The sequence below is a fragment of the Bacillus sp. MYb209 genome (assembly GCF_002975175.1).
GTDB lineage: Bacteria > Bacillota > Bacilli > Bacillales > Bacillaceae_G > Bacillus_A.
Genome location: NZ_PCNZ01000008.1, coordinates 123369 through 145170, shown reverse-complemented (window position 1 = coordinate 145170; position 21802 = coordinate 123369). Strand labels below are relative to the sequence as shown.

The 21802-nt window shown below is 38.1% G+C and carries 18 protein-coding genes; 13 read left to right on the top strand and 5 right to left on the bottom strand.

The features are described from left to right. Nucleotides 1–45 precede the first annotated feature (45 nt). Nucleotides 46–192, top strand: a complete 147-nt coding sequence (locus tag CQZ94_RS15545) for a quorum-sensing peptide PapR (protein WP_105586084.1) — start codon at nt 46–48, stop codon at nt 190–192. Between the two features lie 18 nt (nt 193–210). On the opposite strand, the gene CQZ94_RS15540 is transcribed toward CQZ94_RS15545, so the two are convergent. The 3 genes from CQZ94_RS15540 to cls form a co-directional block, all read right to left on the bottom strand. Beyond that, a complete protein-coding gene (locus CQZ94_RS15540; RefSeq protein WP_105586083.1) occupies nt 211–2889 on the bottom strand; it encodes a DUF4084 domain-containing protein in 2679 nt (892 codons plus the stop codon). A 126-nt stretch (nt 2890–3015) separates the two neighbouring features. Next, the gene (gene uvsE / locus CQZ94_RS15535) at nt 3016–3969 is read right to left on the bottom strand and encodes a UV DNA damage repair endonuclease UvsE (RefSeq protein ID WP_105586082.1); all 954 of its coding nucleotides are present in this window, start codon (nt 3967–3969) and stop codon (nt 3016–3018) included. Nucleotides 3970–4002: 33 nt separating this feature from the next. Then, the gene (gene cls / locus CQZ94_RS15530) at nt 4003–5196 is read right to left on the bottom strand and encodes a cardiolipin synthase (RefSeq protein ID WP_105586081.1); all 1194 of its coding nucleotides are present in this window, start codon (nt 5194–5196) and stop codon (nt 4003–4005) included. Between the two features lie 388 nt (nt 5197–5584). Between cls and CQZ94_RS15525 the strand changes: the two genes are divergently transcribed. The 8 genes from CQZ94_RS15525 to pyrG all read left to right on the top strand — a co-directional run bounded on the left by CQZ94_RS15525 (nt 5585) and on the right by pyrG (nt 15639). Continuing rightward, the gene (locus tag CQZ94_RS15525; protein WP_105586080.1) at nt 5585–7696 is read left to right on the top strand and encodes a (Fe-S)-binding protein; all 2112 of its coding nucleotides are present in this window, start codon (nt 5585–5587) and stop codon (nt 7694–7696) included. 9 nt (nt 7697–7705) lie between these two features. Continuing rightward, nucleotides 7706–8989 carry an acetyl-CoA C-acetyltransferase gene (locus CQZ94_RS15520; RefSeq protein WP_105586079.1) on the top strand — a complete coding sequence of 428 codons (1284 nt, stop codon included), beginning with the start codon at nt 7706–7708 and terminating at the stop codon, nt 8987–8989. Nucleotides 8990–9045: 56 nt separating this feature from the next. Continuing rightward, on the top strand, nt 9046–9897 hold the full coding sequence (locus CQZ94_RS15515; protein WP_105586078.1) for a 3-hydroxybutyryl-CoA dehydrogenase: 852 nt from the start codon (nt 9046–9048) through the stop codon (nt 9895–9897). A 72-nt stretch (nt 9898–9969) separates the two neighbouring features. Continuing rightward, a complete protein-coding gene (locus CQZ94_RS15510; protein WP_105586077.1) occupies nt 9970–11100 on the top strand; it encodes an acyl-CoA dehydrogenase in 1131 nt (376 codons plus the stop codon). A gap of 22 nt (nt 11101–11122) precedes the next feature. After that, a complete protein-coding gene (acdA, locus tag CQZ94_RS15505) occupies nt 11123–12262 on the top strand; it encodes an acyl-CoA dehydrogenase AcdA (protein WP_105586076.1) in 1140 nt (379 codons plus the stop codon). Between the two features lie 64 nt (nt 12263–12326). Further along, nucleotides 12327–12956, top strand: a complete 630-nt coding sequence (locus CQZ94_RS15500) for a TetR/AcrR family transcriptional regulator (protein ID WP_105586075.1) — start codon at nt 12327–12329, stop codon at nt 12954–12956. A gap of 309 nt (nt 12957–13265) precedes the next feature. Beyond that, nucleotides 13266–13775 (top strand): DNA-directed RNA polymerase subunit delta, encoded by a 510-nt coding sequence (gene rpoE / locus CQZ94_RS15495; protein WP_105586074.1) that lies wholly within the window; start codon nt 13266–13268, stop codon nt 13773–13775. A gap of 256 nt (nt 13776–14031) precedes the next feature. Then, on the top strand, nt 14032–15639 hold the full coding sequence (gene pyrG / locus CQZ94_RS15490; protein ID WP_105586073.1) for a CTP synthase: 1608 nt from the start codon (nt 14032–14034) through the stop codon (nt 15637–15639). 71 nt (nt 15640–15710) lie between these two features. Here the strand turns inward: pyrG and CQZ94_RS15485 are convergent, their stop codons facing one another. Both CQZ94_RS15485 and CQZ94_RS15480 read right to left on the bottom strand, forming a co-directional pair. Beyond that, nucleotides 15711–15929, bottom strand: coding sequence for a J domain-containing protein (locus CQZ94_RS15485; protein ID WP_105586072.1), 219 nt, complete (start codon nt 15927–15929; stop codon nt 15711–15713). Nucleotides 15930–16416: 487 nt separating this feature from the next. Further along, nucleotides 16417–16944 (bottom strand): DUF2529 domain-containing protein, encoded by a 528-nt coding sequence (locus CQZ94_RS15480; protein ID WP_105586071.1) that lies wholly within the window; start codon nt 16942–16944, stop codon nt 16417–16419. 202 nt (nt 16945–17146) lie between these two features. On the opposite strand from CQZ94_RS15480, the gene spo0F reads away from it, so the two are divergent. The 4 genes from spo0F (at nt 17147) to glpX (ending at nt 21372) form a co-directional block, all read left to right on the top strand. After that, entirely contained in the window at nt 17147–17515 is a 369-nt protein-coding gene (spo0F, locus tag CQZ94_RS15475) for a sporulation initiation phosphotransferase Spo0F (RefSeq protein WP_000398592.1), read from the top strand. A gap of 211 nt (nt 17516–17726) precedes the next feature. Continuing rightward, nucleotides 17727–18584 (top strand): class II fructose-bisphosphate aldolase, encoded by an 858-nt coding sequence (locus CQZ94_RS15470; RefSeq protein WP_002016312.1) that lies wholly within the window; start codon nt 17727–17729, stop codon nt 18582–18584. Nucleotides 18585–18933: 349 nt separating this feature from the next. Continuing rightward, entirely contained in the window at nt 18934–20223 is a 1290-nt protein-coding gene (gene murA, locus CQZ94_RS15465) for a UDP-N-acetylglucosamine 1-carboxyvinyltransferase (protein WP_105586070.1), read from the top strand. 183 nt (nt 20224–20406) lie between these two features. Continuing rightward, nucleotides 20407–21372, top strand: coding sequence for a class II fructose-bisphosphatase (gene glpX / locus CQZ94_RS15460; RefSeq protein ID WP_105586069.1), 966 nt, complete (start codon nt 20407–20409; stop codon nt 21370–21372). Nucleotides 21373–21802 lie beyond the last annotated feature (430 nt).

Below are 21802 nucleotides of genomic sequence, written 5' to 3'. Positions count from 1 at the left end.
TAAATTTTCATGATATATTAAAAGAAAAAACGTGGGTGATGGAATATGAAGAAACTACTTATTGGTAGTCTATTAACGTTAGCAATGGCATGGGGTATTTCACTAGGGGATACAGCTTTCGAGAAAAGCCAAGTAATTTCTCATAACGATCAAGAGGTACAATTAGCTTCAGATCTACCTTTTGAATATTAAAAAAAACAACCGTCTTACTTAGACGGTTGTTTTTTCGTGGAGTAACATCCAAACATCTTTACTAGAAACAGGTTTGCTAAAGAGGAATCCTTGAATGTGGTCACAGTTTTGTTCGTGTAAAAACTTCCATTGTTCTTCTGTTTCTACACCTTCCGCAATAACCTCTAACTTTAATTCTTTCGATAGCTTAATAATGGAAGCGATAATCGCTTCTTCTAAAGGGCTATTTGTAATTCCGCAAATAAATTCTCGAGCAATTTTTAATGTATTGATTGGATATTTCGTTAAATAAGCTAAAGAACTATAACCAGTTCCAAAGTCATCAATTGAAATTTGGATACCGAGATTTTGAAGTTCTTCTAGTTTAGCAATTACCGAATGATTTTGATTAATTGCGATACTTTCTGTAATCTCAATATCTAGCGCTTCCGGCTTTAGTTCTGTTTCTTCCAAGACTTTTGAAATAGTTGATATTAAATCTGCGTGATTAAATTGAACAACAGATAAATTTACACCAACCTTTAAGTGAGAAAATCCTTGGTTATGCCACTTTTTTGCTTCTAAGCAGGCGGTACGTAAAATCCAGTTACCAAGTTCAATAATAAATCCTGTTTCCTCCGCTAGAGGAATGAATTGGGCAGGCGATACAATTCTGAGTTTTGGATGTTTCCAACGAATTAATGCCTCAAAACCGATAATTTGTTTTGTTTTTGTATTTACTTGTGGTTGATATTCAAGGAAAAATTCATTTTGTTGCAGAGCTTTTGAAAGTTCACCTTCTAGGAAGTGTATTTCATTTTGCGCAATACTCATTTCTTTTGAGAAGAAAATGAATCTATTTTTCCCATTAGTTTTTGCTCGATACATAGCCATATCTGCATTTTTCATTAATTCAGTTACATCGGTTCCGTAGTCAGGGCACATTGCAATTCCTATACTCGGTGTAACAGAAAGTTCTTCATCTTTAATGAAGTAAGGCTTATTTAATATAGTTAAAATTTGTTCGGCTATAAAAGTAGCACTTTTTTCAGAGTACATATCTGGTAATAAGATTGTAAATTCGTCTCCCCCTTGGCGGGCAACGATATCTTTTGAACGCAAACATCCACGTAATCTTTTGGCTACTTCAATTAATAATAAATCCCCAACATCATGGCCGAGTCGATCGTTAATTTTTTTAAATCGATCTAAGTCAAGGAACATGACAGCAACGTCATTTGCGCTATTTTGAGCTGTATTTAAAATCGTTTTTAAATCTTTTTCGAATTTCCGGCGATTCGGTAGTCCTGTAAGTGCATCATGGAAAGCCAAATGTTCTACTTGTTTTTGTTTTTCATATAAAGTTGTAATATCACGTGCTATACCAAACATTCCAACAACTTCTTTATTTATAAAAGTCGGGATGAGTGTAATGTGAAGGTAATAATAATATCCCTCTTTCTCTTTTGTACGAACTTCTAGAGTTTGTGGTCTACCTTCTTTTGTAATTTGTAAAGATTTCTTCAATAATTTATGATCTTGCAAATCGATGAAGTGTAGAAGAGAATAGCTTGTTACTTCACAATAGTAGGATGTAAATAAACTTTCGCAAGCCTTATTAGATTGTTGAAAAATCCCGTTCATATTCAAAGAAAAAACAGCATCAGGATGATCTTCGAATAAAGATTTATAACGTTGTTCACTTTTTGATAGTGCAGATGCACCTTCTTCAACTTTGCCTTCTAGTTGTGTAGTCAACTGTTCGTATGTATCGATTAATACTTGATTATCTTTCCACATGTAAAGTTGTCGTAGGAATAATAAGATGAGTGATAATACGAGACCGATTAACATGAACTTATCATCCCAAGGCTGAATGACAATAAAGGAAAAAGTAATGATTATACTAAAATAAGGTAATATAAAGCGTACATAATCGAATCGATAATATTTAGTCTTAGTTTCATGTTGCATTGGTTTATCTAAAATGTATAGTATGGACGATAAACCGATTAATAAAATTGAAGCAGTATGTATTAAATAAGAGACTTCAGAAGAAGTTTCCATTCCTGATCTTAACTGGAACAGGTGTATATATCCGTAAACAAGTATGATAGTGAAGCCGACAATTAATGAGATTCTACTAGAAGAATACTGCTCTCTTCTATATAAGCTAATAACGGCGTAAATTACTAATGATTGAGCAATGAAATATCCAATTGAAACCCACGTATCCGTTGTTAACATACGAAAGCTTGAAATGTCTAAAATAAAGGTTAAGTTAAAGTAAATATTCATAATAACAATAAAGATGCTATCGAATGAAAATTGAGCAAGACCTCTAATGGAGTAATGTTGTATAAACTTTATAGCAAAGCCAGAAAAGAGCAAAATATATTGTACGATGAAAAAGGGTAGTGCTTTATATGAAAATATGACTTGGTCATAAATAGAAAGAGAATGAAGGAATAAAGTTATTTCCATAGTTAGTCCACATAGGCAAGTACATAGTAGTAAAACCCAAAATAGTTTATCACCGCGCTTCATTTTTTTAATTGCTTTATATAAACAATAGCAAGAAAAGAGTGCAGCAAAACAAAATAAGAAGAGAATTCCAATTTCTTTTATATTCAAGTCCTTAGGGATAAGGAATATCCAAAGAGAAAATATAATAATATACATCATGACAAATTGTACATATTTTTTTTGATTGATCATATAATGGCTCCGTTTCAATAAAGTTGAATCACAGGGGGAAAATGCTAATTTAAATAATAGCATATAAAACAGGAGCTTTTTTACTATAAGAAATACTTTTTGAAAAAAATAGCGCAACGTTACAATTTACCATTGTAATGTTGCGCCTTTTATTCTTTTCACTCCCCTAGTAGAAGAGAGTTCTTCTATTAATTGAAGAAGTGCTAAATTCTTTTGTTTACTCTCAATCATAATATCGAAATTACGATCAACTTTTTTTGCGATGTGTAAAAAGGGTTTAATAAACTCTAAATCAATATAATCTGAGTGGGCCCTAAATTCTTTTTCTGATTTAGGAGAAGAAATATGAACTTTAGGAGGTACATTTGTATGTGGCCAAGTTTCAAAAATTGCAGGAAGTAGCCTTTCTAGCGGTTCATCACACAGATTCGCTATGTGATGATGATAATCGAATACGAAAGGGATGTTTTCCTTTTGACAAATAGCCAAAGTTTCAGAAGTGGTATATGTTTTATCGTCATTTTCAAGAGTCATTTGTTTTTTTATATGTGAAGGAAGTTTTTTTATGTTTTCATGAAAACGTCCAATTGCACTTTCCTTATTTCCATATGCGCCGCCTACATGAATATTAATGTAGGAAGAATCTGCAATTCCTATAGCGTCTAATACGTTATAATGATAGGTCATATCTGTAATCGCATTAGTTGTAATATGTGGCTTGTCGCTTGTAAATAGCGTAAATTGATTTGGATGGAAACTTATGCGCAAATTGTGTTCCTGAATTAATGCCCCTATTTTACGCCAAAGCGGTGCAAATGCTTGAAGGTAATCAAATTTGACTTCAGGATGTGTTGCAAGCGGGACGATAGAAGATGATAAACGATATAATGGAATTTCATGTGCAATATTGTAATGAAGGATACGTATTGTATGTTCTAGATTTTGTAGTGTAACATTATATAATTTATCTTCACGCTCTTGTTTTTTTAGTTTTTTCCAGCTTGTAAATGTCATTGTTTTGGCAGGCGAACAGTCCCATAATGCCGTAGCATGTGAGACATATCCAAATCGAATTATCATATGTGATGCACCTCTTTGGCTCTTGAAATTTCTCTATAAAAAGAACGCGAGTATCGTTCCTATCCATTCCTTTCCTCTATCGATAATGGAGAGAGGGCTGACATCTTCAAAGGAAAGTAATGAGGAGCGTCCCAAATCTTCCTCGAATTTACTTTTTACTTCTTGTATGAAATGTTTATCGTATAAAAGGCAATTGATTTCATGGTTAACATATAAACTTCTCATATCGAAATTAGCAGTTCCGATATCACAAATATGATCGTCTACTATAATAATTTTGGCGTGGAAAAATCCTTGCTGAAAAGCGTAAATATTACAACCAGCTTGTATTAACTTTCGGCAATATGGGAATTTTGCTTCTCGAACGAGGGCGTGATCAGCCTTTTGTGGAACGAGAATGGTTATTTGAACCCCACGTTTTCGCGCTTTTAATAATGCATTCATAATTTTTTTTCCAGGAATAAAATATGGTGTACCGATAAAGAGTTCTTTTTTCGCGCTTTCGATTAAATGTAAAAATGTATTTTGTAAATAGGCACCATCAGTAGGGATGAAACGATGTAGAACGGTCCCTGGTTGTTGCGTAGGAAAATAAAGAGATGAATCTAATAAATTTTGGTCTGTATCGTCGAGCCAATCATGTAAAAATTGTTTTTGTAAATCTTGTATCCCTTCTCCTGTAAGACGTAAATGATAATCTCGCCATAACCCTAACCTTTGATTATGCCCTAAATATTCCTCGCCAATGTTAAATCCACCAATATAACCAATTTTCCCGTCAATAACTGTAATTTTTCTATGGTTTCTTTGATTTGCAGAAAAGAAGGGAAAAGGAAATTTCACTTTGTGACAAAATGAAAAAGAGACACCATGCTTTTGTAGGGAGTAAATCGCTTCTTTTGATAAATAATGACTTCCAAACCGGTCGAGTAAAAGTCTTACTTCAATTCCTTCTTGTGCTTTATCGATAAGTAACTTTAAAAACGTACGACTTATGTCATCGTTTTTTACAATGAAAAATAAAACGTGCACATGGTGTTTAGCTTGTTTTATATCAGTAAAGAGAGCATCGTACAGATCATTTCCGTATGTATAAAGGCGAAAATCACTTTGACGTAAAGGGAAAGAACGAGAACGTACACGCTTTAAGTGAACAATTCTCCCATATGAAAGGTCGATTGTAATCCAGAGAGCGCTGCCTAATAACAAGAGAGATAAGAAAAACATAAGTAAATTCCCTCCTTCACGGTCTTTTCACCATCAGTTTTTTACAAATCAAAAATTCAATTTATCCCGCTATTTGCAGGCAATAAGACTCCCACCTCAAAATTAGGGTAAAACCAAGAAGTTGAGTGGGATTCGGGGTGCCCGAAAAAGTCCGATTAGTGTGGGCTAATAATCATGGGGTATGAACAGCTCCGCCGATTAAAGTTTCACTTTATAGTTTTACCGAAATAAACAGCTTTATTAAAAAATGTGTTGTTGTATAACAAAAAACTGTTGACTGAATGCTCACTCATTATATAATGGGAATAGGGGATATAATTCAGAAAATTATATATTTTCGAAGATTCTAAAAAAAGAAGAAGGCTTACAAAGAGAGGGGTAGCATAAAATGAATAGCTTACTAATCATTAATTGGCTGGCTGCCATTGCTGTTATTGCTTATGCGGGATATTTGTTTGTATATCTTATACGAACGAGGATGGCCTACATACAATTAGGAAAAAAGATTGAATTTGACCGTCGTTTTAAAGAGCGTTGGGATCTCCTTAAGGTCAATGTTTTCGGTCAAAAAAAGCTGCTGAAAGATAAAAAGAGCGGCATCATTCACGTTATGTTCTTTTACGGATTTATTCTTGTCCAATTTGGAGCAATTGACTTCGTTTGGAAAGGGCTCGCACCAGGATCACATCTTCCACTTGGACCACTATACCCTGCATTTACATTCTTCCAGGAAATTGTCACACTTGTTATTTTAATTGCAGTCTTTTGGGCTTTTCATAGACGCTATGTTGAAAAGCTTGTTCGTTTAAAACGTAATTTCAAATCAGGTCTTGTCCTTATCTTTATCGGTGGCTTAATGATTTCTGTGCTACTTGGTAATGGGATGGGAATTATATGGCATGGCGAAGAGCTTTCGTGGAGTGAACCAATCGCTTCTGCAATAGCTTACGTTTTCTCAGGGGTAAATGAAACCGTAGCCATTTCAGTGTTCTATTTCTCTTGGTGGGTGCATCTATTAATCTTGTTAACGTTTTTAGTTTATGTACCACAATCAAAACATGCGCATTTAATTGCTGGGCCAGTTAACGTATTTTTTGGTCGTCTTTCAAATCCAGGAAAACTTGAAAAAATCGATTTTGAAGATGAAACTCAAGAAACATTCGGTGTTGGTAAAATTGAAGACTTTAGACAAAATCAACTTATCGACTTATATTCTTGCGTCGAATGTGGTCGTTGTACAAATATGTGTCCGGCAACAGGAACAGGGAAAATGTTATCACCGATGGATTTAATTTTAAAACTTCGTGATCATTTAACTGATAAAGGAGCAGCGGTAACATCAAAAGCACCGTGGGTTCCAGTTGTTGCTTTTAATAATACACAAGGAAATCAGTTAGCGATGATGGCAGCTGGAAAAGGACAACAGGAATCAGCGGCTACAGCGCTAGCGTACGATCCAAGTTTAATCGGAGATGTTATTACAGAAGAAGAGATTTGGGCATGTACAACGTGCCGTAACTGTGAGGACCAGTGCCCAGTTATGAATGAGCATGTTGACAAAATTATTGATTTACGCCGCTATCTCGTTTTAACAGAGGGAAAAATGGATGCGGAAGCGCAGCGTGCAATGACAAACATTGAGCGTCAAGGGAATCCGTGGGGACTGAACCGTAAAGAGCGTGAAACATGGCGCCAAGGTGATGATGAAGTAACAGTTCCAACTGTAAAGGAGAAATCAAAAGCTGGCGAAGAGTTTGAATACTTATTCTGGGTTGGATCAATGGGTTCGTATGACAACCGCAGTCAGAAGATTGCGATATCATTTGCGAAGCTAATGAACGAAGCAGGCATTTCATTCGCAATTCTTGGTAATAAGGAAAAGAACTCTGGTGATACACCGCGCCGCCTTGGAAATGAATTTGTATTCCAGGAAATGGCGACTAAAAATATTGAAGAATTTGAAAAAGCAGGAGTGAAGAAAATCGTTACGATTGACCCTCATGCTTATAACACCTTTAAAAATGAGTACCCGGACTTTGGCTTACAAGCAGAAGTCTATCATCATACAGAATTACTAGCCCAGTGGGTGAAGGAAGGACGTTTAAAACCTGTCCATTCTATTGAGGAGACAGTTACGTACCATGATTCCTGTTACTTAGGAAGATACAACGAAGTATACGAAGCGCCGCGCGATATTCTAAAAGCAATTCCAGGTGTAAACCTTGTAGAAATGGCGCGTAACCGTGAAACGGGAATGTGCTGTGGTGCGGGTGGCGGCCTAATGTGGATGGAAGAAACGACAGGTTCTCGTATTAACGTTGCTCGTACAGAACAAGCGCTAGCTGTAAAGCCGTCAATTATCGGTACAGGCTGCCCGTATTGCTTAACGATGATTAGTGACGGTACGAAAGCGAAAGAAGTTGAAGAAACAGTTCAAACTCTGGACGTAACAGAGATTTTAGAACGCTCAGTTATCGGACAAAAGAAAGAAGCAATGTAGTTTGTAGGAATGCATCCAACTTTAGAAAGAGGTGCAATAATTGCACCTCTTCTCAACGTAGGAATACCGAGCGAGCGCTCGGTGCTAAAAAAAGAAATGGGGGAAAGAAATATGAATAAAACAGTTATTTTAAGTGCTGCAAGAACACCGGTTGGAAAATTTGGAGGAACTTTAAAAGACGTGAAAGCAACAGAACTTGGAGGAATCGCAATTAAGGCAGCGCTTGAAAGAGCGAATGTTTCCGCTAGTGATGTTGAAGAAGTTATATTCGGAACGGTTATCCAAGGAGGGCAAGGACAAATTCCATCACGCCAAGCAGCAAGAGCGGCCGGCATTCCTTGGGAAGTGCAGACAGAAACAGTAAATAAAGTTTGTGCATCAGGACTTCGTGCAGTTACGTTAGCGGATCAAATTATTCGTACTGGTGATCAATCACTGATTGTAGCTGGTGGAATGGAATCGATGAGTAACAGCCCTTACATTTTACGAGGGGCAAGATGGGGATACAGAATGGGTAACAACGAAGTTATCGATTTAAACGTTGCAGACGGTTTAACATGCGCATTTTCAGGTATACACATGGGTGTTTATGGCGGAGAAGTTGCAAAAGAGGATGGGATCTCTCGAGAAGCACAAGATGAATGGGCATATCGTAGCCATCAACGTGCGGTTTCGGCACATAAGGAAGGTCGTTTTGAAGAGGAGATTGTACCAGTAACAATTCAGCAAAGAAAAGGCGATCCTATCGTCGTGGCTAAGGATGAGGCGCCGCGTGAAGATACAACGGTTGAAAAATTAGCGAAATTAAAGCCTGTTTTTGATAAGACGTCGGCAGTAACAGCTGGTAATGCTCCTGGACTAAATGATGGCGGTGCTGCGCTTGTATTAATGAGCGAGGACAGAGCGAAGCAAGAAGGAAGAAAGCCATTGGCGACAATTTTGGCGCATACGGCGATTGCAGTAGAATCGAAAGATTTCCCAAGAACGCCAGGTTATGCAATTAATGAATTGCTGAAAAAGACAGGCAAGACAATTGAAGAAATTGATCTATTTGAAATCAATGAGGCATTTGCGGCAGTAGCAATTGCAAGTACAGAAATCGCAGGGATTGATCCGGAAAAGTTGAATGTAAATGGCGGTGCTGTAGCAATGGGGCATCCAATTGGAGCGAGCGGAGCACGTATTATCGTTACACTTATCCATGCACTGAAGCAGCGCGGCGGCGGAATTGGAATTGCTTCTATTTGTAGCGGTGGCGGTCAAGGTGATGCAGTGATGATTGAGGTTCATTAATTTACGTTCAGAAAATTTTTGGTTTATTAACAACTTATATTAAGGGGGAAGAAAGAATGGGTGTACAAAAAATAGTTGTAATTGGTGCAGGGCAAATGGGTTCAGGTATCGCACAAGTGTGTGCAATGGCAGGCTATGATGTGAAAGTGCAAGATTTAAAGCAAGAGCAATTAGACCGAGGGCTAGCTATTATTTCGAAAAATTTAGCCCGTCAAGTAGAAAAAGGCCGTATGAAGGAAGAAGAGAAAGAAGCGACTTTAAATCGTCTTACATGGACGCTCGATTTAAATAGTGTAAAAGAAGCGGATCTTGTTATTGAAGCAGCTGTTGAGAAAATGGATATTAAAAAGAAAATTTTTGCGAATCTAGATGAAATCGCTCCAGAACACGCAATTTTAGCGACGAATACGTCATCGTTACCAATTACGGAAATTGCAGCGGTAACGAAACGTCCTGAGAAAGTAATCGGCATGCACTTTATGAATCCAGTTCCGGTTATGAAACTCGTTGAAATTATTCGTGGTTTAGCTACAGATGATGCAGTGTACGAAACGATTGAGGATATTACGAAAAAAATCGGGAAAGTGCCAGTTGAAGTAAATGATTTCCCAGGGTTTGTATCGAACCGTATTTTATTACCGATGATTAACGAAGCGATCTATACGTTATATGAAGGTGTAGCAACGAAAGAAGCGATTGATGAAGTAATGAAACTCGGTATGAATCATCCGATGGGACCACTTACATTAGCTGATTTTATCGGTTTAGATACGTGTTTATACATTATGGAAGTGTTGCATGAAGGATTAGGAGATAGTAAATATCGCCCATGTCCATTATTACGTAAGTATGTGAATGCAGGATGGTTAGGGCGTAAAACGGGTCGTGGTTTCTACGTTTACGAATAAATTCCTCCCTTTATTAAAGTAGTGGTCTGACCAAGTTGTTAAAAGGATATATAGCAAACGGAGGCGAAGTACATGAATTTTCATTTTACTGAAGAGCAACAAATGATGAGGAAAATGGTTCGAGATTTTGCACAGAAGGAAATAGCTCCCTTTGTTCCTAGTATGGAACAAGGGGTGTTCCCAAAAGAGATTTTGCAAAAGATGGGTGAGCTTGGACTAATGGGTATTCCAGCGCCTGCAAAATATGGCGGGGCAGAAATGGATTTTATTTCTTATATTCTAGCGATTGAAGAAATTTCAAAGGTAAGCGCAACGGTTGGTGTAATTTTAGCTGTACATACGTCAGTTGGAATGAATCCGATTTTGTATTTTGGAACAGAAGAACAGAAGCAGAAATATGTTTCTAAACTGGCGACTGGTGAATATTTAGGCGCATTTGCTCTAACAGAACCGAATGCAGGATCAGATGCAGGTAGTTTGAAATCAAGAGCTGTAAAGAAAGGCGATCACTACATCATTAATGGATCGAAAGTCTTTATTACAAATGGTGGTGAAGCAAGTACATATATCGTCTTCGCGTCTACAAATCCAGATGCGGGGAAAAGCGGGATTTCAGCATTTATAGTAGAGAAAGATACACCAGGCTTAATCATCGGAAAAGATGAGCATAAGATGGGTCTTCTTGGTTCTCGTACAGTGCAACTTACGTTTGAAGATATGAAAGTGCCGGTCGAGAATTTACTTGGTGAAGAAGGACAAGGATTTAAGGTGGCAATGGCGAATTTAGATGTTGGGCGAATTGGAATCGGAGCGCAGGCATTAGGAATCGCGGAAGCGGCGCTTGCATGTGCGATTGATTATGCGAAAGAGCGTGAGCAATTTGGAAAGCCAATTGCGGCGCAGCAAGGACTCGGATTCAAACTTGCAGATATGGCGACTAGCGTAGAAGCAGCGCGATTACTTGTATACAGAGCAGCATCGCTAAGAGCACAAGGATTACCATGCGGTAAAGAAGCTTCTATTGCGAAATTATTTGCTTCTAAGACGGCTGTTGAAGTTGCGATTGAAGCGGTGCAAGTATTTGGTGGTTATGGTTATACGAAAGATTATCCAGTAGAAAGATTTTTCCGTGATGCGAAGATCACACAAATATATGAAGGAACGAGCGAAATACAAAAGCTTGTAATTAGTCGAGCTTTATAAAAAGGCAGAGGGGGAGACGGGAATGCATTTTAAATTATCAGAAGAACATGAAATGATAAGAAAAATGGTTCGGGATTTTGCAAGGAATGAAGTAGCACGGACGGCAGCAGAGCGTGATGAGGAAGAGCGATTTGATCGCGCTTTATTCGATCAAATGGCAGAGCTTGGTTTAACCGGTATTCCGTGGCCTGAAGAATACGGCGGAATTGGAAGCGATTACTTGGCGTATGTAATTGCCGTTGAAGAATTATCTCGTGTCTGTGCTTCTACAGGTGTAACGTTGTCTGCACATACTTCACTTGCTGGATGGCCGATTTTTAAATTTGGAACGGAAGAGCAAAAACAAAAATTTTTGCGCCCAATGGCTGAAGGGAAGAAAATTGGTGCATATGGCTTAACAGAACCAAGCTCTGGGTCAGATGCTGGTGGAATGAGGACGACTGCAAAACGAGATGGAGACCATTACATTTTAAATGGTTCGAAAATCTTTATTACAAATGGCGGCATTGCTGATATTTATGTTGTTTTTGCATTAACAGATCCTGAGTCAAAGCAACGCGGCACGAGTGCATTTATTGTGGAGAGTGATACGCTAGGATTTTCAGTTGGGAAGAAGGAAAGTAAGTTAGGAATTCGTTCTTCGCCAACGACTGAAATTATGTTTGAAGACTGCCGTATTCCTGTAGAGAATCTGCTAGGGGAAGAGGGCCAAGGATTTAAAGTTGCGATGCAAACGTTAGATGGCGGCCGTAATGGTATTGCGGCGCAAGCGGTCGGGATTGCACAATCCGCTTTAGATGCTTCTGTAGAATATGCAAGAGAACGTCATCAGTTTGGGAAGCCAATTGCGGCGCAACAAGGAATTGGCTTTAAACTTGCAGATATGGCAACGGATGTAGAGGCAGCGCGTCTTTTAACATATCAAGCGGCTTGGCTTGAATCTGAAGGGCTTCCGTACGGGAAAGAATCAGCGATGTCAAAAGTATTTGCAGGTGATACAGCGATGAAGGTAACGACTGAAGCAGTACAAGTATTTGGTGGTTATGGTTATACGAAAGATTATCCAGTAGAGCGTTATATGCGCGATGCAAAGATTACACAAATATATGAGGGAACACAAGAGATTCAAAGGCTTGTAATTTCTCGTATGTTAACGAAGTAGGAACGAAAGCGTAGGTATTTTCCTACGCTTTTTACTTCCAAAAATAATAGAGAGAGGTGAAGGGATGGTTAAACATAATGTACATGCGTCAGTGAAAGATGAAAAATTAGTTGCGTTAAGGCGTGAACAGATGATTAAAGGTGCGGTGCAGCTGTTTAAGCAAAAAGGATTCCCGCGTACAACAACGAGAGAAATTGCGAAAGCGGCTGGATTTAGTATCGGAACACTGTATGAATATATTCGCACAAAAGATGATGTATTATATTTAGTTTGTGATAGTATTTATGAACATGTAAAAGAGCGGTTAGAGGAAGTAGTGTGTACAGAGAAGGGAAGTATAGAAAGCTTAAAGATAGCGATAACGAATTACTTTAAAGTGATGGATGAATTGCAAGAAGAAGTATTAATTATGTATCAAGAGGTACGTTTTTTACCGAAAGAATCACTCCCATATGTATTAGAAAAAGAGTTTCAAATGGTCGGGATATTTGAGAATATTTTAGAGCAGTGTACGGAAAATGGGACATTTACACTAAATAAAAAGGAAGTACAGCTTCTTGCACATAATATTTTCATACAAGGACAAATGTGGGGATTTAGACGTTGGGCCCTGCAAAAACTGTATACGCTTGAAGAATATACTGAAATGCAAATTAGGTATGTACTGCAAGGAGCACATATGTTTCCGAAATAAGGAATAGACAAATTATAATTTTATTACCATATAAAGTGAAACTTTAATCAGTGGGGGGGGGTGTTCATCCCACACTGATTATTAGCCTTCACCAATCGGGCGTTTACGGGCAGTGGATCTCCCACCTAACTTCTTTGCTCCAGCCGAATTTTGAGGTGGGAGTTTTACTGCCCGCAAATAGCGGGATAAAAGTTTCCCGTTTTTTTTGTAGCATATTTGTGCGACTTTTGTTTATAATGAATAGTATGGATTTTTTTAAGCAGACCGTTGTATATAAGGTTATATTTGAAGAAAGGAAGTGCCGCATAAGTGAATTTTAAGCAATATTCACCAGAAGAGCTAAAAGAATGTTCAATGATTGAAGTTGTACATAGCGTTTTAGGGGATAAAAGACAAGCAACGACATTCAACGAGTTGGTTCAAGAAATCGCTCAAGTGCTGGGACTATCTCAAGAACAAGTTAATGCGAAACTCGCACAATTTTATACAGATTTAAACATCGATGGACGTTTCATTAATTTAGGCGAAAATCGTTGGGGGCTACGTAGCTGGTACCCATATGAGCAAATTGATGAAGAAATTCTGCCTCAGCCAAAACCAAAGAAGAAACGCAAAGTTGAAGAGGACGGTTTTGACGACTACATTGAAGAAGATGATGTAGAAGAAGATGTAGAAGAAGATGTAGAAGAAGATGTAGAAGATTTGGACAAGGTTCTTGAAGACGAAGACGCAGATGATGTAGAAGAAGATAATGAAGACTTCGCAGAAGAAGAACTTGAGTACGATGAAACTGAAGAAGAAGAAGAGGAAGAGCGGTAGTTCTTGACTTTTCATTATCGTCCATGTAGAATCATTTTTGGGCTCTTTAAAAAAGACGATAATACTTTTAAAGTGTAAATATAAAAGAAAATTGCTCCCTACTTATTACTTTATGTGATGAGGGGAGCAATTTTCTTTTTTGTTTTTTGTTTAGAAAATAAAAAGAGTCTAACAATAAGATAGATACAGTGTTATCTACATACGTTGCACTTTGCAACGGTGATTATATAACAACGAAGTAGAAGGGAGTATTTTCATGACTAAGTATATTTTTGTAACAGGCGGTGTAGTATCGTCTTTAGGAAAAGGTATTACAGCAGCATCTCTTGGAAGACTTTTAAAAAATCGTGGTTTAAACGTAACTATTCAAAAGTTTGATCCATACATTAACGTAGACCCAGGGACTATGAGCCCATACCAACACGGTGAGGTATTCGTAACAGATGATGGTGCAGAAACGGACTTAGACCTAGGTCACTATGAGCGTTTTATCGACATCAACTTAAATAAATACAGCAACGTAACAACAGGTAAAATTTACTCTTCAGTTCTTCAAAAAGAGCGTCGTGGTGAATATTTAGGAGGAACAGTTCAAGTTATTCCTCACATTACTAACGAAATTAAAGAACGTGTATATCGTTCTGGTCGCGAAACAAACGCCGACGTTGTTATTACAGAAATCGGTGGAACTGTTGGTGATATTGAGTCTCTGCCATTCTTAGAAGCAATTCGTCAAATTAAGAGCGACATCGGTCGTGACAATGTAATGTACATTCACTGTACGTTAATCCCGTACTTAAAAGCAGCGGGTGAAATGAAAACAAAACCAACGCAACATAGCGTTAAAGAGCTTCGTAGCTTAGGTATTCAACCAAATATTATCGTTGTTCGTACAGAACTACCTGTTTCTCAGGACATGAAAGACAAGCTTGCATTATTCTGTGACATCGATACAAAAGCAGTTATCGAAGCACGCGATGCAGATACTTTATATGCGGTTCCATTATCTCTTCAAGAACAAAACATGGACCAAATCGTTTGCGATCACTTAAAATTAGACAATCCAGCTGCAGATATGACAGAGTGGACTGCGCTAGTTAATAAAGTACGTAACCTTTCTAAGAAAACAAAAATCGCTCTTGTTGGTAAATACGTAGAGCTTCAAGATGCATACATTTCTGTTGTAGAAGCACTTCGTCATGCAGGTTATTCATTCGACACAGATGTAGAAGTGAAATGGGTAAACGCTGAGCACGTAACAGCAGAGAACGTAAAAGAATTAGTTGGCGACACAGATGGTATCCTTGTACCAGGTGGCTTCGGCGATCGTGGTGTAGAAGGTAAGATCGTTGCAATTCAATATGCTCGTGAACACAAAGTTCCATTCTTAGGAATTTGCCTAGGTATGCAACTTGCATCAATCGAATTTGCACGTAACGTATTAGGATTAGAAGGGGCTAACTCTTCTGAAATTAATCCTGACACACCTTATGCAATTATCGATTTATTACCAGAACAAAAAGATGTAGAAGATTTAGGTGGTACGCTTCGCCTTGGTCTATACCCATGTAAGCTTGCTGAAGAAACAAATGCTTACAATGCTTACAACGAGCCGGTTGTATATGAGCGTCATCGTCATCGTTATGAGTTCAACAATCAATTCCGTCCAGATATGGAAAAAGCGGGATTTGTATTCTCTGGTACAAGCCCAGACGGTCGTCTAGTGGAAATTATTGAATTACAAGATCACCCTTGGTTCGTGGCAGCACAGTTCCATCCAGAACTTGTATCTCGTCCAAACCGTCCACAACCATTGTTCCATGATTTCGTAAGTGCTTCTATTACGAATAAAGAGAGCAAGTAATAAAAAAACAGCCGTCACTTTAAAGTGATGGCTGTTTTTTTATAAGTTTTCTATGTAATTATAATAATGACTTAGGATGCTGCAAGTTGTTGGCAAAGTTCCTCGTAAGCTACATTAATTTTTTTCATTTTTTCTTCTGAGCCATTTCCTGTATCAGGGTGATATTTCTTTGCTAAACTTCTATACTGTTTTTTGATAACATTCATATCTCTTGTATCTACAGGTAATTCTAAAGTTTCAAGAAGTGTGGAGATTCTAGAATTATTATTCCCTGAGGAAATCCAGTCCATATGAGCGTCGATGGTTTCTTAAGCAATCGCAAATATTTCTTTAAATTTATCAACAAATATTGGACCATCATATTTGTTAGATACAAATATATTTTGGTTTTCAAACTTTGATATAATGCCGCGTTTAATTAATATATTGAAAATAAGAAGGTCTCTCATGAAAATATAGACATCTGTTTTTAACTATTCATTAAAGTTTGCATCTGATATTTCAGTATACATATGACTAAATGTGTGCACGACACTGATGATATTAAAATTGGAATTAGTGTGATCTAAAAAATGGCCATTTCTATCCACGACAGAGAATGATTTCCCGTTTATATGAAAAAAGATAGGAACGATACGTCGGTCGTTTACTTGCTTAAGTTGGATTTCAATATTATTCGGATATAGAAAGAAGTAAATTGTTAAGTACGCGTATTAGCAAAGAAGATTAAATAGAAATGTATAACAGGAACTAAGTTTTAGGCCCTGTTAACATAAATTATTCATAGTCCCCAATTATTTCATCAATTGTAAATTTAATTCCGTGATAAGCAAATAAAGCTACAATTAAACTTGGGAAACCATAACGGTTACCTTCATCATCTGGAATAAGACCTTTTAACAGCTTTGTATCAATATGTACATCTGTATATTGTTCCAGTGATTCAGCACCTTCTTGAATAGCCGAGATTCCAACGATAGATTGGCCTTCTTCATGAAGTTTTTTCGCGGCTTTTATAATTTCTTCATCTGTCGAAAAACGACTAATAAGAAGTACGCGGTCCGCAGAAGTCACTACCGCCAGTTCACCGTTTTCTATTAAACGTTTTGCTTGTTTCATTGGTTCGGCGCCAAATAATGCTTCTGAAACAATACCCTCCATTTCGTTTGTACCATACAAGTAAATGAAACCGTCGCCAACTAACGCCTGGGCAAGTAGACGAGCGCTATCTTCTATATTCATTTCCTCTTTTTGAGAAATTTTTGAGAAATATCCACTTAATTGAGTCGAGAAAATTTTTAACATGTTGTTGCTCCTTTCTTTCGTGTTAGCTGGTTCTCATTATAGCTTATTTTTTTTGGAAAGGGGAAATAGTAGGGTGGCATAACAAAATAGGAAACGGTAAAATAAGAAAGAATAGGAAGGGATTTGGCAAAGAGTAGCGAAAATAAACCGATAAGATATAAGAAGCTTTAAATCTTGTACTTACACAGAAAGGTTGGGAGTTATGGAAGGGAAAATTTTAATCGTTGATGATCAATATGGCATTCGTGTTTTATTGCATGAAGTGTTCCAAAAAGAAGGTTATCAGACGTTCCAAGCAGCGAATGGATTTCAAGCTTTAGATATCGTGAAAAAAGATAATCCAGATTTAGTAGTGTTAGATATGAAAATCCCAGGTATGGATGGTATAGAGATTTTAAAACATGTAAAAGAAATTGATGAGAGTATTAAAGTGATTTTAATGACTGCTTATGGAGAATTGGATATGATTCAAGAAGCGAAAGATTTAGGAGCTTTAATGCACTTTGCTAAACCGTTTGATATTGATGAGATTCGTCAAGCAGTGAGAGATCAGCTTGCTGTAGAGGCGTAAAAAATGAATTTTTTATAAAAAATATGGAAAAAAGCGTTTACATGGACTATTGAGCAGGTGAATACGGTTGAGTTTTTGAGTACAAGTTGTTATCCTATTGAGTGTAGAAAGAAGTCCGGTATGTAAATATACATATTTTACCTTATCCTGGTCATACTACCAGCGATAAGAACTTATCGGATACAAAAAACGTTTTTTAGGAGGATTCACCATGCCTTTAGTTTCTATGAAAGAAATGCTAAACACAGCACTAGAAGGAAAATACGCAGTTGGTCAATTTAACATGAACAACTTAGAGTGGACTCAAGCTATCTTAGCTGCTGCGGAAGAAGAAAAATCTCCTGTAATCTTAGGTGTATCTGAGGGTGCAGCTCGTCATATGACTGGTTTCAAAACAGTTGTAGCTATGGTTAAAGCTTTAATCGAAGAAATGAACATTTCTGTTCCTGTAGCGATTCACCTTGATCATGGTTCAAGCTTCGAAAAGTGTAAAGAAGCAATTGATGCAGGTTTTACATCTGTAATGATCGACGCTTCTCACCACCCATTCGATGAAAACGTTGAAACTACTAAAAAAGTGGTAGAATACGCACACGCTCGTAACGTATCTGTTGAAGCTGAGCTTGGAACAGTTGGCGGACAAGAAGACGACATCATCGCTGAAGGCGTAATTTACGCTGATCCTGCAGAGTGTAAGCACCTTGTTGAAGCAACAGGTATCGATTGCCTAGCTCCAGCTTTAGGTTCTGTACACGGTCCTTACAAAGGTGAGCCTAACTTAGGATTCGCTGAAATGGAACAAGTTCGTGACTTCACTGGCGTACCTTTAGTATTACACGGTGGTACTGGTATCCCAACTGCTGATATCGTAAAAGCTATTTCTTTAGGTACTTCAAAAATTAACGTAAACACTGAGAACCAAATTGAGTTTACAAAGGCTGTTCGTGAAGCATTAAACAAAGACCAAGAAGTTTACGATCCTCGTAAATATATTGGACCTGGCCGCGACGCTATCAAAGCAACTGTTGCTGGTAAAATGCGTGAGTTCGGTTCTAACGGTAAAGCGTAAGAATAAAATTCCGTTTTGGAAACCGTCTAGTCTTTTAGACGGTTTCCTTTTGTTGTATAATGAAAGCGCGAACAAATCTAAAGATTTTATAAAGTGAATTTTTGGTTTGCGAATATAGAAAATAATGTGCATAATCCTATTAATAAATGTGGTAAGTATCTGAATTGAGGAATTTGATTCGATGAATAGTTAATCTTCATCTATTTGTACAGCAGGGGAGCTGCAGGTGATGGTTTTCTACTTATTGAGTTTGGATGGAAAGAGGGATTGAGATTCTTAAGGGGGAATCTTCTACTTCTCCTTATTAAAGAAGTAGAAGATAAATACATTCACAAGAAGGGAGCTCAATATGGAAAAGTTGCTAGTTGAAGGCGGAAGAGCTTTGAATGGAACAATTCGCGTGAGTGGTGCAAAGAACAGTGCTGTTGCACTAATTCCAGCGACAATTTTAGCAGATACTCCAGTAACTATCGGTGGCGTTCCTAATATTTCGGACGTGAAAATGTTAGGAGACTTACTAGAGGAAATTGGAGGGAAAGTAACTTATGGGCAGGAAGAAGAGATGGTAGTCGATCCTTCTAACATGGTTGCGATGCCTTTACCAAATGGAAAAGTGAAAAAATTGCGCGCCTCTTATTATTTAATGGGTGCAATGCTTGGCCGTTTTAAAAAAGCTGTTATTGGGCTTCCAGGTGGATGTCATTTAGGGCCACGACCGATTGATCAGCATATTAAAGGGTTTGAAGCGTTAGGGGCACATGTTACAAATGAACAAGGTGCCATTTATTTAAGAGCAGACGAACTACGTGGAGCGCGTATTTATTTAGATGTTGTTAGTGTAGGAGCTACGATTAATATTATGCTAGCGGCTGTACGAGCGAAAGGTAGAACTGTTATTGAAAATGCAGCGAAAGAACCAGAGATTATTGATGTAGCTACATTGTTAACGAGTATGGGAGCACGTATTAAAGGTGCTGGTACAGACGTAATCCGAATTGATGGTGTGGATTCTTTACATGGGTGTCACCACACTATCATCCCAGACCGTATTGAAGCTGGTACGTATATGATTTTAGGAGCAGCGTCAGGAGGAGAAGTAACAGTTGATAATGTTATTCCTCAGCATTTAGAATCCGTTACTGCGAAGCTAAGAGAAGCTGGTGTTCAAGTTGAAACGAACGATGACCAAATTACAGTGAATGGCAATAGAAGGTTAAAAGTAGTTGATGTAAAAACGCTTGTATATCCAGGGTTTCCAACAGATTTACAACAGCCGTTTACAACACTTTTAACAAAAGCGCATGGAACAGGAGTTGTAACTGATACAATTTACAGCGCACGTTTCAAGCATATTGATGAATTGCGCCGTATGAACGCGCAAATTAAAGTAGAAGGCCGTTCAGCAATTGTGACTGGACCTGTTTTATTGCAAGGTGCGAAGGTGAAAGCGAGTGACTTACGAGCTGGTGCGTCCCTTGTTATTGCGGGTTTAATGGCAGATGGCATTACAGAAGTAACGGGGCTTGATCATATTGATCGAGGTTACGAAAATATAGTAGACAAGCTTAAAGGGCTTGGCGCAAACATTTGGCGAGAACAAATGACAAAGCAAGAAATTGAAGAAATGAAGAATGCATAAAGTGAAACTTTAATCAGTATGGGGTATCCCACGCCGATTATTAGCCCTCACCAATCGGGATAAGGTGGTGATACTTCCGTTAATGGGGAGCGAAGAATCACTACTAACGGAAGCACACTTTATAGAAAAACAAGGTTCACAAAATACGGCAGAAATATAAAGACTTAAAGGAGAGGGATTATCGTGGAAAGAAGTTTATCTATGGAGTTAGTACGTGTAACAGAGGCTGCAGCATTATCATCAGCGCGTTGGATGGGTCTCGGAAAAAAAGATGAGGCAGATGGTGCAGCAACATCAGCTATGCGTGATGTATTTGATACAATTCCGATGAAAGGTACAGTTGTAATTGGCGAAGGCGAAATGGATGAAGCGCCAATGCTATATATCGGAGAGAAATTGGGTACAGGATATGGACCACGCGTAGACGTTGCAGTTGATCCTTTAGAAGGGACAAATATCGTAGCGGCTGGCGGCTGGAATGCGCTTGCTGTTATTGCAATTGCAGATCACGGCAATTTGTTACATGCTCCTGACATGTACATGGATAAAATCGCGGTTGGCCCAGAAGCGGTTGGAGCAATTGATATCGACGCACCTATCATCGATAACTTACGTGCTGTGGCGAAAGCGAAAAATAAAGATATTGAAGATGTTGTAGCGACAGTTTTAAATCGTCCACGTCATCAAGCAATTATTGAAGAAATTCGTAAAGCTGGAGCTCGTATTAAGTTAATTAACGATGGAGATGTAGCTGGAGCAATTAATACAGCATTTGACCGTACAGGTGTAGATATTTTATTCGGTTCTGGTGGGGCGCCTGAAGGAGTATTAGCGGCTGTTGCATTAAAATGTTTAGGTGGAGAAATCCAAGGGAAGCTTCTTCCTCAAAATGAAGCTGAATTAGCGCGTTGTAAAAAAATGGGCATTGAAGATATAAATCGTATCCTTCGTATGGAAGACTTAGTAAAGGGTGACGATGCAATCTTTGCAGCGACAGGTGTAACAGACGGAGAACTATTACGTGGTGTTCAATTTAAAGGTAGCGTAGGAACAACACAATCCCTTGTTATGCGTGCAAAATCAGGTACAGTACGCTTCGTAGACGGACGCCATAGCTTAAACAAAAAACCGAATTTGGTTATTAAGTAAAAAGCGTAAGCAGCTCGTTCAGAATGGGAGGGGGATGGAGCTTCTGACGTAGAGGCGCTTTTTGCCTCGTAGGAAGAAGCGAAGCCACCGACCATTCTAGCTGCTGAAGCTGGATTAAGTAAAAAGTGGAGGCGGCTCGTTCAGAATCGCAGGGCACTTCAAACTCTCGACCTTGAAGCGCTTTTTGCTTCGAGTGAGAGAGTGAAATGACCGGAGATTCTAGCCGCTGGAGCTAGATTAAATAAAAGCAGAAATGCCTTATCTATTCTTCTTTATAATAAGGTGAGTAGAAAAAAGTAAGAAATATAAAAGGCGAAGACAAATTTTCTTGTCTTCGCTTCTTGTATTTGTGTTTCAACGTATTGATTAAAACTAGACAAAAGGGTTACAATAGTGAATATTATCCTACTTGAACTTATTGCCTTTCATT